At 71.3% G+C, this 16,095-nt stretch carries 15 protein-coding genes; 7 read left to right on the top strand and 8 right to left on the bottom strand.

Annotation, left to right across the window (positions count from 1 at the left end; genetic code table 11):
* The first annotated feature begins 21 nt into the window (after positions 1 to 21).
* Positions 22 to 531, top strand: a complete 510-nt coding sequence (locus tag QMG39_RS07635; RefSeq protein WP_281883683.1) for an RES family NAD+ phosphorylase — start codon at positions 22 to 24, stop codon at positions 529 to 531.
* A gap of 18 nt (positions 532 to 549) precedes the next feature.
* Here QMG39_RS07635 and QMG39_RS07630 read toward each other — a convergent pair whose 3' ends face one another.
* Positions 550 to 1,197 carry an IMPACT family protein gene (locus QMG39_RS07630; RefSeq protein ID WP_281883681.1) on the bottom strand — a complete coding sequence of 216 codons (648 nt, stop codon included), beginning with the start codon at positions 1,195 to 1,197 and terminating at the stop codon, positions 550 to 552.
* An 82-nt stretch (positions 1,198 to 1,279) separates the two neighbouring features.
* A complete protein-coding gene (locus QMG39_RS07625; RefSeq protein WP_281883680.1) occupies positions 1,280 to 2,548 on the bottom strand; it encodes a M20 family metallopeptidase in 1,269 nt (422 codons plus the stop codon).
* A gap of 121 nt (positions 2,549 to 2,669) precedes the next feature.
* Here QMG39_RS07625 and QMG39_RS07620 point away from each other — a divergent pair, with 121 nt between their 5' ends.
* Positions 2,670 to 3,644, top strand: coding sequence for an Lrp/AsnC family transcriptional regulator (locus QMG39_RS07620; RefSeq protein ID WP_281883678.1), 975 nt, complete (start codon positions 2,670 to 2,672; stop codon positions 3,642 to 3,644).
* Between the two features lie 22 nt (positions 3,645 to 3,666).
* Here the strand turns inward: QMG39_RS07620 and QMG39_RS07615 are convergent, their stop codons facing one another.
* Positions 3,667 to 4,389 carry a class I SAM-dependent methyltransferase gene (locus QMG39_RS07615; protein ID WP_281883676.1) on the bottom strand — a complete coding sequence of 241 codons (723 nt, stop codon included), beginning with the start codon at positions 4,387 to 4,389 and terminating at the stop codon, positions 3,667 to 3,669.
* 107 nt (positions 4,390 to 4,496) lie between these two features.
* On the opposite strand from QMG39_RS07615, the gene QMG39_RS07610 reads away from it, so the two are divergent.
* Complete coding sequence (locus QMG39_RS07610) at positions 4,497 to 5,717, top strand: MFS transporter (protein ID WP_281883674.1); 1,221 nt, start codon at positions 4,497 to 4,499, stop codon at positions 5,715 to 5,717.
* A 315-nt stretch (positions 5,718 to 6,032) separates the two neighbouring features.
* Here QMG39_RS07610 and QMG39_RS07605 read toward each other — a convergent pair whose 3' ends face one another.
* Positions 6,033 to 6,473: an SRPBCC family protein gene (locus QMG39_RS07605; RefSeq protein ID WP_281883672.1), complete on the bottom strand. Its 441-nt coding sequence runs from the start codon at positions 6,471 to 6,473 to the stop codon at positions 6,033 to 6,035.
* Between the two features lie 132 nt (positions 6,474 to 6,605).
* On the opposite strand from QMG39_RS07605, the gene QMG39_RS07600 reads away from it, so the two are divergent.
* Entirely contained in the window at positions 6,606 to 7,214 is a 609-nt protein-coding gene (locus QMG39_RS07600) for a TetR/AcrR family transcriptional regulator (protein WP_281883669.1), read from the top strand.
* A 111-nt stretch (positions 7,215 to 7,325) separates the two neighbouring features.
* On the opposite strand, the gene QMG39_RS07595 is transcribed toward QMG39_RS07600, so the two are convergent.
* The gene (locus tag QMG39_RS07595; RefSeq protein WP_281883667.1) at positions 7,326 to 8,015 is read right to left on the bottom strand and encodes a 2'-5' RNA ligase family protein; all 690 of its coding nucleotides are present in this window, start codon (positions 8,013 to 8,015) and stop codon (positions 7,326 to 7,328) included.
* 248 nt (positions 8,016 to 8,263) lie between these two features.
* Here QMG39_RS07595 and QMG39_RS07590 point away from each other — a divergent pair, with 248 nt between their 5' ends.
* Both QMG39_RS07590 and QMG39_RS07585 read left to right on the top strand, forming a co-directional pair.
* Positions 8,264 to 8,920, top strand: a complete 657-nt coding sequence (locus QMG39_RS07590; protein WP_281883665.1) for a fasciclin domain-containing protein — start codon at positions 8,264 to 8,266, stop codon at positions 8,918 to 8,920.
* 82 nt (positions 8,921 to 9,002) lie between these two features.
* On the top strand, positions 9,003 to 10,616 hold the full coding sequence (locus QMG39_RS07585; protein WP_281883663.1) for a molybdopterin-dependent oxidoreductase: 1,614 nt from the start codon (positions 9,003 to 9,005) through the stop codon (positions 10,614 to 10,616).
* A 78-nt stretch (positions 10,617 to 10,694) separates the two neighbouring features.
* On the opposite strand, the gene QMG39_RS07580 is transcribed toward QMG39_RS07585, so the two are convergent.
* The 3 genes from QMG39_RS07580 to QMG39_RS07570 form a co-directional block, all read right to left on the bottom strand.
* A complete protein-coding gene (locus tag QMG39_RS07580) occupies positions 10,695 to 13,772 on the bottom strand; it encodes a M14 family metallopeptidase (RefSeq protein WP_281883661.1) in 3,078 nt (1,025 codons plus the stop codon).
* Positions 13,773 to 14,208: 436 nt separating this feature from the next.
* Positions 14,209 to 14,415 carry a dodecin family protein gene (locus QMG39_RS07575; RefSeq protein ID WP_281883658.1) on the bottom strand — a complete coding sequence of 69 codons (207 nt, stop codon included), beginning with the start codon at positions 14,413 to 14,415 and terminating at the stop codon, positions 14,209 to 14,211.
* Positions 14,416 to 14,494: 79 nt separating this feature from the next.
* Complete coding sequence (locus tag QMG39_RS07570) at positions 14,495 to 15,307, bottom strand: hypothetical protein (protein ID WP_281883657.1); 813 nt, start codon at positions 15,305 to 15,307, stop codon at positions 14,495 to 14,497.
* 91 nt (positions 15,308 to 15,398) lie between these two features.
* On the opposite strand from QMG39_RS07570, the gene QMG39_RS07565 reads away from it, so the two are divergent.
* Positions 15,399 to 16,079 (top strand): phosphatase PAP2 family protein, encoded by a 681-nt coding sequence (locus tag QMG39_RS07565; protein WP_281883655.1) that lies wholly within the window; start codon positions 15,399 to 15,401, stop codon positions 16,077 to 16,079.
* Positions 16,080 to 16,095 lie beyond the last annotated feature (16 nt).

The raw sequence follows: 16,095 nt of genomic DNA, 5'->3' as shown, positions 1-16,095 counted from the left end.
CCTGCTGCTATCGTCCGGTTCATGTCGATGACGGATGCCTCGTTGCCGCTCGTCGCCCGGAGCGAGTTCCCGTTCAGCACGGTGACCGGCACCTGCTACCGCGCCGTCGACCCCCGCCACCGCGCTGCCGCGCTCGACGGCTCGCGCGCTGCGGGTCGGTTCTCACCACCCGGGGTTCGCACGCTCTACCTCAGCTCCTCGCCCGAGGGGGTCGCCGCCGCGATGATCGCGCACCGTTCGGCCCGGTCTGCGGAACTCGAAGTGCTCGCGTTCCGGGTGACGGCGACGCACATCATCGATCTGCGCGACCGCACCCTGCTCGCCGACCTCGGCATCGACCCGGCCGACGCGGCGGCACCGTGGCAGGAGATCGTCGCCGCGGGCGGCACCCCGTCGTCCTGGGGCGTGCGCGATCGCCTGGTCGAGCTCGGTGCCCACGGGCTGATCGATCCGTCGCGCAGGCAGCCGGGCCTCTGGCACCTCACCCTGTTCGAGTGGGACGAGCTGGTGGTCGCGCCGATCGCGAGCTGAGCGGAGGCGGGTGCGCGCTCAGTCGGTCACGTCGACGACACGCTCCCGGCCGATGACCGCCTCGATCGCACCGCCGGATGCGGAGGCGACCTCGTCGCGCACGCGCGCCAGCGACTCGGCCGGCACCCAGAGCTCGAGCGTGGCCTCCGCCGAGTACGTCGTCTCGCCGAGCCTCGCGCCGGTGCGCTGCGCCAGGTCGCGCAGCAGGTGGTCGAAACGGCCGGCATCTGCGTGCGGCACCGCGACGCGCACCTGCGTCAGCGCCAGGCGCCGCACCAGTCGGGCCTCGTCGAGCGCGCCGGACACGGCCGTCGAGTACGCGCGCACCAAGCCGCCGGCCCCGAGCTTCACGCCGCCGAAGTAGCGCGTCACGACGGCGACGAGGTCGGTGAGTCCTCGGCGGCGCAGCACCTCGAGCATCGGGACGCCGGCCGTGCCCGACGGCTCGCCGTCGTCCGACGAGCGCGCCTGGTCGGCGCGCAGCCCGGTGACCATCGCGGTGCAGTTGTGGCCGGCGTCCCAGTATCGCTTGCGCACCGCCGCGATGACGGCGTCGGCTTCGGCGACGGATGCCACGGGCTCGACGCGCGCGATGAAGCGCGACTTCCGCACGACCAGTTCGCGCTCCACGGCGGCCGCGATGGTGCCGGGGTACGACGTGCTCACCACTCGACGATAGCCGCGCAGGTACGCCGGCGGCCGACCCGCCCCGGAGGGGGACCGGGCGGGCCGGCCGACAGTGGGCGCCCTACTCCGCGGTGGGGTCGAGGGTGGCGGCGCGGGTGGCACCCGGCTCGCGCTGCTCGGCCTCGGCGACGAGCCGCGCGCGCAGCTCCGGGTCCGCAGCGGCGTCGATCGCCGTCCACGCGAGCACCTTCGCGGCGTCGAGGGTGGTGCGGTCGGCCTGCGCCCCGGCAGTGTGCTCGGTCCACTCCGGGTGATGCGCCATGCCGGGCGTGTCGAGCACGCTCACCAGCACGTTCGTCGTGGGGATGACCTGCGACACGTTGCCGAGGTCGCTCGACCCGCCGCCGGGGAACTTCACCTGCATCGGCTGGCGACCGGTGCGGGCGAGGTTCGCGTCGGAGCGGGCGCACAGGTCGGTGTCGGGGTTGTACGGCGCGTACGGGTTGCCGACGAGCTCGTGCGCCCAGCCGCATCCGGTCGCGATCGCGGCGCCCTCGGCGCACTTCAGCACTCGCTGCACGAGGTCGCGCCACTCGGCGAGGTCATAGGCGCGCGCTTCCACCTGCACGACTGCGCGGGCGGGGACCACGTTGCTGACGGTGCCACCCTCGGTGACGATCGCGTTGACGGTGGCGCCGGTGGGCAGGTGCTGTCGGAGCATCCCGACCGCGGTGAGCATGACGGTCGCCGCCGAGAGTGCGTTGCGGGAGTGCTGCGGGCCGCCGCCGGCGTGGCCCTCGACTCCGGTGAACACGACCTCGAACCGCCCGATGGCGGTGGTGGAGATGCCGGCGGAGCCCAGGTCGGGGCCCGATGACGGATGCATGATGAGCATCGCCCCGACCCCCTCGAACGCGCCGGCCTTCAGCAGCTCGACCTTGCCGCCACCGGTCTCCTCGGCCGGCGTGCCGAGGAGCTTGACGGTGATTCCGAGCTCGTCCGCCAAGGGGGCGAGGGCGAGGGCCGCCCCGACGCCGGAGCTCGCGATGATGTTGTGCCCGCACGCGTGCCCGATGCCGGGCAGGGCGTCGTACTCGGAGCAGATCGCGATCACGAGGTCGCCCGAGCCCGCGATGGCCTCCACCGCGGTCTCGACGCCGTATGCCCCGCGGGTGGTGCGGAAGCCCGCGGCCTCGAGCACGTCGGCGACGCTCGCGGCGGCGTAGTGCTCCTCCCAGGCGACCTCCGGGTGCGCGTGGATGCGGTGGCTCAGGTCGAGGATCGTGCCCTCGGCGGCGGCGATGCCGGCACCGGCACGCGACTTGAGATCGTCGATGTTCGGATCGGTCGTGCGGTCGACCTGCTCGGCGTCGATGGTCTGCGTCTGCATGCGAGTGCTCCAGGGGTGGGGGACACGGTGTTTCCGGGGTCCGCGGGTGCGTGGAGCGAGCATGCGCGATGATTGTTTCCGAGCGGTGAAGTTGAAGGAAACCTGCGACAGGAGGCGCCCGATGTCGGATTCGAGACTCGACGCGCTCGATCTCCGCATCGTCAACGCCCTGCAGTTCGACCCGCGAGCGCGCTGGGAGCACCTCGCCCCGGCGCTCGGCGCGAGTGCCGTCACGCTCGCGCGCCGCTGGGATCGCCTGCACTCCGAGGGCCTCGCCTGGGTCACCGGTGCGCCGACGACCGGCAGCCACGCGCTCATCGAGATCGAGTCGGCGCCCTCCGAGTCGGCGCTCGTCGCCGAGCACCTGATCCGGGACCCGGCCGTGCGCACCCTCGAGCGCACCGCGGGCGACCGCGACCTCGTCGCGTTCGTCTCCGCCGCCGACCAGGCGGAGCTCACCCGCTACCTCGTCGCCGGCCTCGGCGCGGTGCCGGGCGTGCGCCGCACCCGGGTTCACGTGCTCACCGACGGCCTGACCGAGGCGACGCGCTGGCGACTCGGTGTGCTGACCGACGCCGAGATCGCACTCCTCCCCGCCGTTCCGCGCCCGCGTCCCCGTGCCGCCCGCACCGTGTCACCCGCGGTCCGCGCGGTCGTCGAGCAGGAGCTCTGGAAGGACGGCCGCGCACCCGTCGGCGCGATCGCCGAGCAAGCCGGCGTGAGCGCCCAGACCGTCACCGATGCGATCGCACGCCTCCGCGATGAGGGCGCCATCGTGATGCGCACCGACCTCGCGGCCCCGTACTCGCGCTGGCCAGTGCACACCTGGTACTTCATCGAAGCGGATGCCCGTGAGATCGACGCGCTGCGCACCGGCATCCGCTCGGTCAGGGAGGTCCGCTTCGCCTTCACGTCGACCGGGCGTACCAACCTCGTGCTCGCTGCGAGCCTGCGCTCGATCACCGACATCAACCGCTTCGAGAGCGCACTGAGCGCAGCCTTCAGCCGCTCGCGCATCGCCGACCGATCACTCGTGCTCCTGCCGCTGAAGCACACCGGCCGTCGCCTCCGGACCGACGGCACCGTTGACCGGTAGCGCGGCTGCAATCACCGTGCCGTCAGCGCGCGCGTGCGACGAACACCATGACGCGAGATCCCTCGGCGAGCGCCTCGCCGGACCAGTCGCCGTGGACCGCCTCGACGTCGAACCCCGCGGCATCCAGCTGCCGCTCGAGCTCGGCGCGGTCGCGGAAGTGCAGCACCAGCCGCTCGACGACGGTTTCGCCGCTGCGTTCGAACCGGTTGTGCGCGACGAGTTCGACGACGCCGGGGGAGTGCTCAGCGACGTCCATCCACTCGGTGAGCGGCCCGTGTCGCGTCTCGCGGGTGCTCGTCGGCGCAGACGCCCACTCCTCCCACGCACGCACCGCCGGGTTGCGGCTCTCGAACGCGAGCACGCCGCCGGGCCGCATGCGCGATCGGATGTCGGCGAGCGTGCGCACCCACTCCGCGTCGCCGATGTGCTGGGCGACGTTGCCCGTCATCACGACGTAGTCGTGCGGCCCGGCGGGCGCGGCGCGGCTGTCGCCGAGCACCCACGCGACATCGGATGCCCCGCTGCGCGCACGCGCGAACTCGAGCATGTGCGCCGACGGGTCGACGCCGACGACGCTCCGCCCGGGGCGCGCCAGCGTGACGGTGAGCATGCCCGTGCCGCATCCGATGTCGAGCACCGAGCGCGCCCCTACCGAGTCGGCGAGCGCCCGGTAGAAGTCGTGGTCCGGCCCGTCGGGGTTGTCCTCGTCGTAGAGCTCGACGAGTCGCGGGTCGTAGTCGGCCATCGCTCGAGGCTAGCCCGGCGAGGCGTCCGTCCGGCGCGTCCTGTGCACCGGCCCGTTCGGCGTCGTGGCTGCCCACTACTGTCGAGTGCAGCGACCGGGGAGGGCGGATGACGGACGGCCCGACTCCACCCGGGCGCGGGGCGTTCGCCCGATTCTGGGGCGCTGCCGCGATCAGCTCGTTCGGCACGGCGGTGACCGCGGTCGCCATGCCCGTGCTCGTCGTTCAGGTGCTCGGCGCGACGCCCTTCGAGGTCGGCATCGTGAACGCCGCCCAGTTCGTGCCGTACGCGATCGTCGGGCTGATCGCCGGCGTCTACGCCGACCGCTGGCGGCGCAAACCGCTGCTCGTCTGGGCGAGCGTCGGCCGCGCGGTCTCGCTGGGCGCGATCGTGGTGCTCTGGCTGCTCGGCGCGCTCGAGATCTGGATGCTCGTCATCGCGCTGCTCGCCTTCGGCACGTTCGCCGTGTTCGGCTTCGCCGCGACCCAGTCCCTGCTGCCGCGTCTCGTGCCGCGCACGCGCCTGGTGCACGCGAACGCCCGGCTCGACCAGACGGATGCCGCAGCGCAGACGCTCGGCCCCGCGGCCGGCGGCGGGCTGGTCGGCCTCCTCGGCGCGCCCGTGGCGATCGCGGTCGACGCGGTGAGCTACCTCGTCGAGGCCGCGCTGTCGGCGAGCATCCCGGTCGACGAGCCTCGATCCGAACCGCGTCCACGCGATCTCCGGGCGGAGATCCGCGGCGGTCTGCGCTGGACCTACCGGCATCCGACCCTCGGCCCCATGGCGTGGTCGACCCACGTCTGGTTCCTCGCCAACGGCGCCGCGATGACGCTGCTCTCGCTCATCGCGCTGCGCTCGCTCGGGTTCCCGGCGTTCTGGTTCGGCGTACTGCTCGCCGTCTTCGGCGTGACGAGCCTCCTCGGCGCGACGCTCGCGCCGCGCGTGGGTGCCCGACTCGGGTCGGGGCGCACCGTCGTGCTCGCCCGCGCCGCCTACCCGGCCGCGTGGCTGATCGTGCTCGGCGCGCCGGCCGCCGGCGACGCCCTCGTCTTCGTCGCGCTCGCGCTGCTCGGGCTGGCCGTGGGCATCGAGAACGCCAACGAGATGGGGTTCTGGCAGGCGCTCACCCCCGACGAGTTGCTCGGCCGCACGAATGCCACCAGGCGCTCGGTCAACCGCACCGCGGCCGCCGGCGGCGCCGTGCTCGCGGGCCTCGCCGCAGGCCTCGTCGGCGAGTGGCCGGTGCTCCTGGCGGTCGTGCTCGCCTTCGTGGCCGCCGCGATCATCGCCGCCCGGTCTCCACTCTGGTCGGAGACCGTGGGCGACTGACGCCGCACTCGCGCGTCGCGAGTGCGCTGCCGCAGTGCGAGCGCCAGCATGATGGCGCCGGCCACGAGGTACACGCTGTGCAGCGCCCAGATGGGGCCGATCGGCAACGCGAGCACGTAGAAGGTCCAGAGCGCGTTCCCCGCGTTGACGAGCAGCAGGTTCGGGAGGCTGTACGAGCGCACGTCGCGCGTGCGCACCGCCTTGGCCACCATGGGCACGTGGCTCGTCGCGAACATGACCGTCGCGATGGCTCCGAACGTGCCCGCCACGCCGTCCACGATCACCTCCCGAACCTGTTGCTCGTCGACGCAGTCCTTATCCGCCCGCGACCTCCAGGTGCTGCTTCAGCAGCGCGAGGCTCTCGGGAACCTCGGTGCGCGCCCCCCGGGTCGCGAGCTTCGCGATGACCTTGCCGATGCCGCGGCCCTCGAACCAGATGCGGTAGTCGACACGGGTGCCGCCGTCGACGGCGGTGAGCGCGATCGCGGTGTGCGCACGCACGGGTCCGTCGGTGCCCTGCACCGCCCAGAGCGCGCCGGGCTCGCACTCGGTGACCTCCCAGTGGATGGTCTGCACCCCTCCGGGCGTCCGCCGACGCTCGCTTCCCTTGACCCCGACCTCGAACACTCCCGCCGGCTCGGCGGATGCCTCCTCCACGGACGGTTGCCACTCCGGCAACCGGCTCGCGTCGGCGAGGTACTCGAACACCTGGTCGGGTGGGCGAGTGATGGTCGTGTCCGATGTGATGACGTTCATGACAACCCCCTTCGGCACCGGCGTGTCGGTGCCGTCCCCTATTTCATGCCAGTATCATTCTCCTGAATGTCCGAAAACACAAGACGTACGTACGATTCGTCCCGCCGGCGCGCCCAGGCGGCGCGCACGCGGGTGCGCATCATCGAGGCCGCACAGGCCCTCTTCGTCGAGCGCGGGTACGCGGGCACCACCATCCCGGCGATCGCCGCCGCCGCCGATGTCGCGGTCGAGACCGTCTACCGGTCGGCGAGCGGCAAGGCGGGCCTCCTCGCCGACGCGGTGCGCTCTGCCGTCGCCGGTGGGGTCGAGCGCGCCGACGTCGCCGTCGCCGAGCGGCCGGCGATCCGCCGCATCCGCGAAGAGCCCGACCCGGTGCGCGCGCTCGCGCTCTACGCCGCGACGCAACCGGGAATCTGGTCGCGCGTGGGCCCGCTCCTGCGGGTGCTCGACGCCGCGGCGACGAGCGACGACGCCCTGCAGCAACTCCGCGACCGCCTCGCCGCCGAACGCCTCGACGGGCTGCGCAACGGCCTCGGCCGCATGCTCGATGCGCGCGGAGTGCTTCGGGCAGGCCTCACCCCGGATCGCGCAGGCGACATCGTGTTCACCGTCTGCGGCCTCGCGAACTACGACGCGTTCACGCGCGAGTGCGGCTGGAGCGACTCCGACTACGAGACCTGGCTCGCCGACACGCTCGCGGCGGCGCTGCTCGACCGGGGGGACGGCTCTCCGTCGACCTGACCTGCGGGCAGGGTGGATCCGAGATCGCGGCGACCTCCGGTTCGTGGCGCTGCACCAAGGCAACGGCCCGGTTGCTGCGGGTGTCGGACGGTGGCAGCGCGGGCGGCTCGCTCACAACGGCACCCATCCTCGCCGGTGCAGCTTCACGCCGTCGCCCGACACCGTGTACGTGACCAACGCGAGGCGATCGACGGTCATGGTGCCCAGCGCGGTGCCGTGCGACGCCTCGACGTGGTCGACCAGTCGGTCGTCCCGTGCTGCCGCGTCGCGGAACACCATGAGCGACACGTGCGCGGTGTCGCGGATGCGTGCGGCATCGCCGCCCCGCACCTGATTCCAGCCGTGCGCGGCGGCGTCGGCGGCGAGGCGTTCCCGGGCCAGCGGGAGCACGGGATCGGGGTGACCGCAGGCGACGACGCCCGTCGAGGTGAGGAACATCCCCTCGAACCGGACCGTGAGCGGACCCACCCCGCGGAGGGCGCTCGTCAGCCGCTCGCAGTACCGGTCGATCACGGCCTCGGGCACCTCGTCGGCGAAGCCCTCCAGGCTGCGGACGGTCATGTGCAGGTCGCCGGCGTCGTACGCGACGTGCGGGTTGGCCGTGGTCGACGCCAGGCCCGCTGCCGCCGCCTGCAGCGCGGCGCGCGTGTCCGCGTCGGGCAGCGCGACCAGGCTCAGCCCCCACCGCGCGTCGCCGTCGACGGGGACGGGGTCCACCGCGGGCCGCCCCGCACGCACTGCCTCTGCTGCCGACTCGTGGATGCGTCGATGCAGTGCGGTGAGCGGTTCGGCAGGAGGCATCCGCTCACCGTAGTGTGCGACCGCCGCTGACGCGGTCGAACTCACAGCGCGCGCATCGCCGACACGCACGCGATCGTCAGCAGTGCGGCGTTGCTCGAGGCGGACGGGACGCGCGGCTGAGGCCGACAGGCGCACCCGCCAATCCGGATCGAGGACCGCACCGAACCCCCTCCAGCGCACAGAGCGCAACCGCCCCGAACCGGCGGCGGACACGGCAGAGCTTCGCGCTCGAGACCTCGGAGGACATCATGCCCAGCACCACGCGCACCATCACCGGCGGCCTCGCCGCCCTGACGATCTCGCTGCTCGCACTGACGGGCTGTTCCATGGACTCGAGCTCCGACTCCATGGAGGAGGGCACCGACGACACGATGGAGTCGAGCGAGCCCACCATGGAGGAGATGGACCCGGCGGCGAACCTGGTCGGCCCCGGTTGCGCCGCGTACGCGGAGGCCGTGCCCGACGGCGACGGCTCGGTCGCCGGCATGGCGCAGGACCCGGTCGCGACGGCCGCATCCAACAACCCGCTGCTCACGACGCTCGTCGCGGCGGTCAGCGGCCAGCTCAACCCCGACGTCGACCTCGTCGACACGCTTAACGGCGATGAGTTCACGGTCTTCGCACCGGTCGACGACGCGTTCGCCATGATCGACGACGACACGCTCGCGACCCTGCAGACCGACTCCGACCTGCTGACGTCGATCCTGACGTACCACGTGGTCGCCGGACAGATCACGCCCGATGAGATCGTCGGCACGCAGACGACGGTCCAGGGCTCCGACGTCGAGGTCACCGGCGGGGGCGACGACCTCATGGTGAACGACGCGACCGTCATCTGCGGCGGCGTCCAGACCGCCAACGCGACGGTCTACCTCATCGACCAGGTGCTGCTGCCGACCTCCTGAGTCGCGTACGCCGCACCACACGGGCGACCGTCGCGCCGACACGGCACGGCGGTCGCCCGTCGAGTACTCCGAGGAGACCGTCATGAGCACGGATGCCCCGAGCGGGCGCATCATCTGGCCCGCAGCGTCGGGCGTTGTCGCCGCCGCCGCGTTCCTCGCGGTGAGCGAGCTGCTCGCGGTGCTGTTCGCGCGGGCCTCGACGCCGCTCCTGGCAGTCGGTTCGTTCGTCGTCGACGTCGTGCCGCGGCCGATCAAGGAGTTCGCGATCTCCGCGTTCGGCGAGGCCGACAAGCCAGTGCTGCTCGGCGGGCTCGCGGTCGCCGCGCTCGTGGTGGCCGCGGTGGCGGGCATCCTCGAAATCCGTCGACGCGGCCTCGGGGTGCTCGTGTTCGCCGCGGCCACCGTGGTGGCGACGGCGGCGGTGCTCACCCGTTCCGGCACCGGCGCCCTCGCCTGGATTCCGCCGGTCGCTGGCGGGGTCGCGGGAGCTGGGGTGCTCGTGCTGCTCACGAGTCGGCTCCGCGGCTGGGCGCGGCACGAGGGGCGGGGGCCCGCGACGGATGCGGCGCCGGCCGCGGCATCCGACCGCCCGTCTATCGCATCGGATGCACCGCAGTCGATGGCGCGACGCTCCTTCTTCCGGGTTGCCGCGATCGCCTCGGTCGGGGCGGTGCTCGCCGGCGCCGGCGCCGCGGTGGTCCGTGCAGGGACGAGCACGATCGGCGCGGTTCGCGAAGCGTTGCTACTCCCGTCGCCGCGGTCGCGCGTCGCCGTTCCGGCGGCAGCCGAGCTCGGTATCCCGGGCCTGAGCCCCGTCATCACGCCCAACGCCGACTTCTACCGCGTCGACACCGCACTCTCCGTGCCGACGGTCGACCCGTCGACCTGGCGCCTGTCGATCGACGGCCTCGTCGAGGAGCGGATGGAGCTCGGCTTCGACGACCTCGTGGCGATGGGGCTCGACGAGTACGCGATCACGCTCACCTGCGTCTCGAACGAGGTCGGCGGCGACCTCGTCGGCAACGCCGTCTGGCTCGGCGTGCCGGTGCGCGACGTGCTCCGTCTCGCGCGTCCGCGCGCGAGTGCCGACATGGTCCTCTCCCGCAGCGTGGACGGGTTCACCGCGAGCACCCCGCTCTCGTCGCTGACCGACGATGGGCTCGACGCGATCCTCGCCGTCGGCATGAACGGCGAGCCGCTGCCGCTCGAGCATGGCTTCCCCGTGCGCATGGTCGTCCCCGGCCTCTATGGCTACGTCTCCGCGACGAAGTGGCTCACCGAGCTGCGCGTCACCACGTTCGCCGACGACGAGGCATACTGGACGCCGCGCGGCTACAGCGCCCGCGCACCGATCAAGTTCTCCTCGCGGGTCGACACCCCGAAGCTCGGCACCAGCGTGCCGGCCGGCCGCGTACCGATCGCCGGGGTCGCCTGGGCGCAGACGGTCGGCATCGAGCGCGTGGAGGTGCGCATCGACGACGGCGCGTGGCAGGAGGCCAGGCTCGCCGAGGCGATCAACGCCGACACCTGGGTGCAGTGGGTGCTCGAGTGGGACGCCGAGCCCGGCACGCACTACCTCACCGTGCGCGCCACCGACCGCGCCGGCCGGCTCCAGATCGAGGAACCCGCCGCCATCGCGCCCGACGGGTCGACCGGATGGCAGCGCACGCTCGTCACCGTGACCGACGACGACTGAATCACGCGCCGACGGCCGATCGGGGCGGATCCACTCGGAGTCCGAGATGGATCCGCCCGATCAGGCGATGGTCGACCCTCAGCCGAGCAGGTGGTCCAGCGAGCGGGACATCACCTCGTTGCGCTCCGCCTCGGTCGAGATGCCCTCGAAGCCGAAGCCGAACAGCAGCGTGTCCTCCGTGGCGACGATCGCGGCGACCTCGAAGAGGACGCCCACGCGCTCCCAGTCGTTCGCGTTGCCGGCGCTGCCGTCGGGCGCCCCGGGAACCGACCATGCACCCAGATCGGTCTCGAAGCTCTCGGTCGTCGGGCTGCCGTCGATGTCCACGACCACGTCGTCGACGAAGACACCGAGGTCGCCCGTTGCCCAGTCGGTCGCGTAGCTGATCGACACCTCGATCTCGCTGCCCGCGTAGGCGGACAGGTCGATCGACCAGGTTTCGACGCCGTCGGAGGCGCCGGTCGCCGCGTTCCACTCGCCGGTCGTGCCGACCGGGTTGCAGGCGAGGTCCTGGTAGTGGAACAGGAACGGATGCAGCTCGGTGGCCCAACCCGAGTCGCACGAGTCGCCGGTTCCGGTGCCGGTGTGGCCGTTCAAATCGGGCAGCGTGGTCCAGTCGTCCTGGCCCACGGTGTGGACCTCGACGAACATGTAGTCCCAGTTCGCCTCGATGCCGTAGGACGTCGAGAACTCGAGGGTCGCGGCGGACGCTGCCGTGAGATCGATCGTGCGTGCGAGTCGCTTGTACGCGGCATCCGCATGATCCGTCGCCATCTGCCAGTCGCCGGTGACCGGTTCGTACGGGGTGAGGCCCCCGACGTCCCAGCTGGCGAACCGCTCGGAGGCGAACTGCGGGAACTCGCTCTCGGGGAGCACGCTCGAGGTGACGATGAACGACGCCGTGCCGGTGGAGGCGGCGCCCGGAGCGCCCTGGTTGTCGGCGCTGTCGCCGCCGTCGAGCCCGAACGTGTAGCCGTCGAACACTCCGCCGTTGCCGCTGACGTCGAGCGCCGAGCCGTCGGCCGCGAGACCTCCTCGTCGTGCCCGGCTGTTCGCGCCGAACCAGTACTGGTAGACGTCGTCGGTCAGCACGAGGCAGTCACCGCCGTGGCACACCTGGTCGGGTGCGCCGTTGGTGCCGTAGTCCAGCGGGAAGAACTCCTCGAACCCGTGGTTCTTGCCGGTGGCGAGCACCTTGCCGCCCTCGTTCAGGTAGGCGCGCATGACCATGTTCATCTCGTGCGCGAGGAGGGTGGTGTCGGTCGCGCCCTGGTAGTCGGTGACGAGCTTGTCACCCTCGTACCAGATCACCGCGTCGTAGTGGTTGAGGATGCCCATGGCACTCGGCGCCGGACCGGTGACCCCCACGTCGTACACGTCGTAGCTCACGCCGTTGGCGTCGAGCGCGTCGGTGTAGTAGTCGAGGTACTGGAGCGGTGCGCCGCCGCCCAGACCGGTGCCCGGGCTGTTGTCGGAGACAATCAGCACGTCGGCACCGGTCGCTTCAGCCGAGACGTCGAACGTGAAGTGGTCGCTCTCGACCTTGCTCGCATTCGCGGCGCCGCCGCCGGACGGCGTGTCCAGGGCGCTGAACCACACCTCGACGGAATCGCCCGCTGAGAGCCCCGTCACCGTTGCGCGATACTCGCCGTACCAGAGGTTGCCCTCGTCGCCGTAGACCTCGCCGCCGGCCCATTCGCCGGCCGCCTTCGTGGCCACGGGTCCGCCGTTGACGGAGCTGTGCATGCGCAGCTGCTTGAACTCGCGCTTGGCCCAGACCGCGACCTCCTGCGAGTCGCCCCAGCTCTCCTCGAACTCCTGCACCTCGAAGTCCGCGGCCTCGAGGCCGAGCGACGAGACCGGGTTCGCCGGGTCGGCGGCCGACTCGGCGAGCGAGAGCGCGTAGTCAAGGTTGTGCTCGAACTCGACCTGCACGAGGGTCTCGTCGTCGGGGAACTCGAACTGCGAGCGACCGTCGCAGTAGTCGCTCGGGAGCGTGCTCTCGGGGTAGCTCAGCGCGGTCTGGCAGGTCGCCAGCTCGGGCGTGTACGCCATGATCCCGTGCGCATCACCTGCGTGATCAGTGGTGTCGCCGTTCGTGATGTAGAGCTCGGCCGAGAGGTCCGGGTCGTAGCCCTCGATCGCCGGGTTCGCGTCGTCGCCCGCGAGGGCGATGTTCACGATGTCGTCCGGGCTCGGGCTGTCGACCTGCCAGCCGGTGCCGTAGAGGATCAGCTCGGCAGCGGAGTGGTAGTTGACCATGAATGCGAAGTCGATTGAACCCATCAGGGCGTCCATCGCCTGCGTCTCGGGCTCGGACTGCGGCGCCGTGCCGCGGTACGTCTGGCCGCTCGGGTTGTCGCTCGACCCCTCGTTGTCGTAGCCCCAGTTCGTGGCGAAGTTGCGGTTGAGGTCCACGCCGTCGATCGTCGTGATCTCGCCGTCGCCGTTGTTGTCGGCGAGGTTCTTGCGCCACAGGCGCTGGCCCTCCTCGAACGTCCAGTCGTAGCCGTCGGGGTTCGCCACGATCACGAACCACAGCTCCCTCGTGTCGACGATCTCGGTGATCTGTGGGTCGCTGCCGTAGTTCGACAGGACGTGCTTCAGCAGGCGGCTGTTCACCTCGGGCGCGATCCACTCGCGTGCGTGCTGGGTGGAGATGTAGAGCACTGCCGGGCGCGAGCCCGCCTTCTTGGTGTCGGCCTTCTCGGTCACGCGCATGGCGTAGATGTCCTGGCCCTCCACCGACTGACCGATGGTGATGAGTTCCGTCAGGTCGTCGTACTGATCGGCGAGGTACTCCATCTCGGCCTTGTGGCCACCCGGGCTGGACCACTTGCGGAAGACGTCGAAGCCGTCGTCGGCCTCCTCGAAAGCGGCATCCACCGTGGGCACGCCGTCCTTGTTGCGGGTCAGGTCGATGTCGAGGTCGTAGGCCTTGTGCGCCTTGTTGGCCTCGGACCGGGACATGACCGCCTCGACATGCAGCGTGTCATCCTCGTTCGGCTCGGTGCCGACGATGTCGTAGCCGTCCGCGATGAGCGCTGCGACGACCTCCGGGGGAGCGTCGAACTCGTAGAGGTCGAGGCGGCCACCCGCCTGCGACTGCTCGGGCGGCGACGACTCCGGCGGATCGGCGAATGCACTGGTCGGCACCACCGCCAGGCCCAGTACTGCGACTGCTGCGACTGCAAGAACCTTTACCCGCGAACGCGTGCTCATCGGTGCTTCCCCTCCTACGCCGCTCCATTGCGGCTACGGACCCCTCGGTTCGGATGTTGCACTTGGGCCTGAACGTACTCCATCGAGGGGTCCCCTGAACAGGGGGCATCTGTGCCGAAGGGCGCTCCGAGTTGCTCCGGCGCCCGGACGCTGCCGGAGTTCGCAGCCCGCTACGCCGGTTCTGTCGTGCGGATCAGCCCGCAGTGCACGCACGACCAGGGGACGAGGAATCGCTCGTCGTCGAGGATCTCGAATCGCAGTGGGTCGCCGCACGTCGGGCACGCTCGCATGTCCGCCGCGCGCGCCATCATGCGCTCAGCCTACGACTGAGCGCCGTCACCGAACCCTCGGCCGGCGAACCCGGGTCGGCCTACTCCGGCGTGTACTTGAAGGACAGCTGGATCCGCGTGCGGAACACCAGCGTGCCGTCCTCGCCGATCACCACATCCTGCTTCGCCACCTCCGCCACGCGCAGATCGTGCAGCGATCCTTCGGCGGTGGTGATGGCCTCCCTGGCCGCTTCCTCCCATGACGTCGCGCTCGTGCCGACGACATCGATCACTCGATAGACGCTCATCGTGACCCCCTCGTCACTCGATGATGACTCCTCCAGTGTGATCGCCTGTCGGCGTGAATGGAAGGGCGGTCGCCGGCAGCTATGCCGAACGGGCTGACCGGTCGAGGGCTCGGATCAGGCGTACTGCTACCACGGCGCCCGCGATCGCGACGACTGACAGCGCCACGGCGGGCACGACGGCCTCGGTCGCTCCGTCTGCGAGGAGGAACAGCGAGCCCGCGACGACGCTCGCTGCCATCAGCACCGCGAAGACGAGCCATGGCCCGGCGAGGAAGAGCCCCCACGAGCGGTCCTTGAGCGTCAACCACCCCGTCGCGGTGAGTGCGGGCAGCACCACCGCGAGGTCGATGACATGGACGGGGTTGCTGATCAGGCCCGCGTCGGTGATGCTCGCCGGCGTCTGTCCCGACAGCAGTGCGGGCACGATCTCGCCGAGCCACAGCAGCGCGAACAGGATGCCGAGAGTGACGAGCGCCCAGCCTGCGAGCACGCGGGGACCCTTCGGGACTTTCGGTTGATTCCGAAGTACGGGGATCGCGAACACGACCGTGAAGACGGAGAGCCCGAGAATCGCCGTGTAGAGCAGGAAGAGTTCGTTGAAGTGGACGCCGAAGACGTAGATGACGAACGCGTACAGCACGTAGAACAGCGCGCCGAGCCAGAGCGGCACGCCGATCGAACGGCGCGTCTTCAGCAGGCGCATCCCGACGATCAGGACGACGACGGATGCCAGGTTCCCGACGTCCTGCCCCCACGCCTGCAGCCTCCAGTCCTCGACCTCCCGCGCGTAGACGGACGGCAGGAGCAGCCCGAGCAGACTGGACGCCACCACGAGCACCGCGATGACGATGGTCGACGCACCGATCCACGACGGGATGCTTCTGTCCTCCATGGCGCCCGACTGTATCGCTGCCGCACGGTGCTTGTCGCCCCGTCCACGAATCGCCTCGGGTGCTCGGCCGCTGCACGACTAGGCTCCGGGCATGGCGTTGCTCCGAACCGTCGTGCTGCCGGGGCTCGGCGCGATCGCCGGTCTCGCCGTAGCGGGGCGGGCGGTGCGGATGCTCGACGGCGACGACCCGCGTGAGGACCGGGTCGTGCGTGCGCTCCAGGACGCGCTCGGCCACCGGCCGGACGACGGCGCTGCCGCCGTGACCGACGCCGCCGGCCCGACTGAGTCAAGCGAGCCGATCGACCGGGTCACCGCGCCGCTCTCGTGGTACTCCGGCGTGCCACAGACCATCACGAACGGGTTGATGTGGTGCGGCGTCACCTGGTTGGCGACGCGCGACCGGCGCTCCGCGGTGGCCCCGGCGGCGGTGCTCGCCCTCGAGACCGCGTGCTTCGTCGCATCCGCTGCGCTCGTGGGACGGCCGCGACCCGAGGGGGTGTGGCGCCCGGAGCAGCCGCACGCGACGTCGTCGTTCCCGTCGGGCCATACGGCGGCGGCCTTCGCGCTCCACGGCACGCTCGCCGACCTGCTCGATCGCCACGGCATCTGTGGCGCGCGGCTTTTCGGGCCGCTCCTCCGGTACGTCATTCCCGGAGCGATCGCGTTCTCGCGGGTCTACCGCGGCCAGCACCACATCTCGGACACGGTGGCGGGTGCCGTGCTGGGGCGGTGGAGCGCCGCCGTGGTGCGGCGGGCGCTGCTCTCCTCCTAAACGGTCGTGGTGCGCG

Source organism: Agromyces rhizosphaerae, assembly GCF_027925245.1.
Classification (GTDB): Bacteria; Actinomycetota; Actinomycetes; order Actinomycetales; family Microbacteriaceae; genus Agromyces; species Agromyces rhizosphaerae.
The sequence above is the reverse complement of the archived record's forward strand: the minus strand, read 5'-3'. Positions and strand labels throughout refer to the sequence as shown.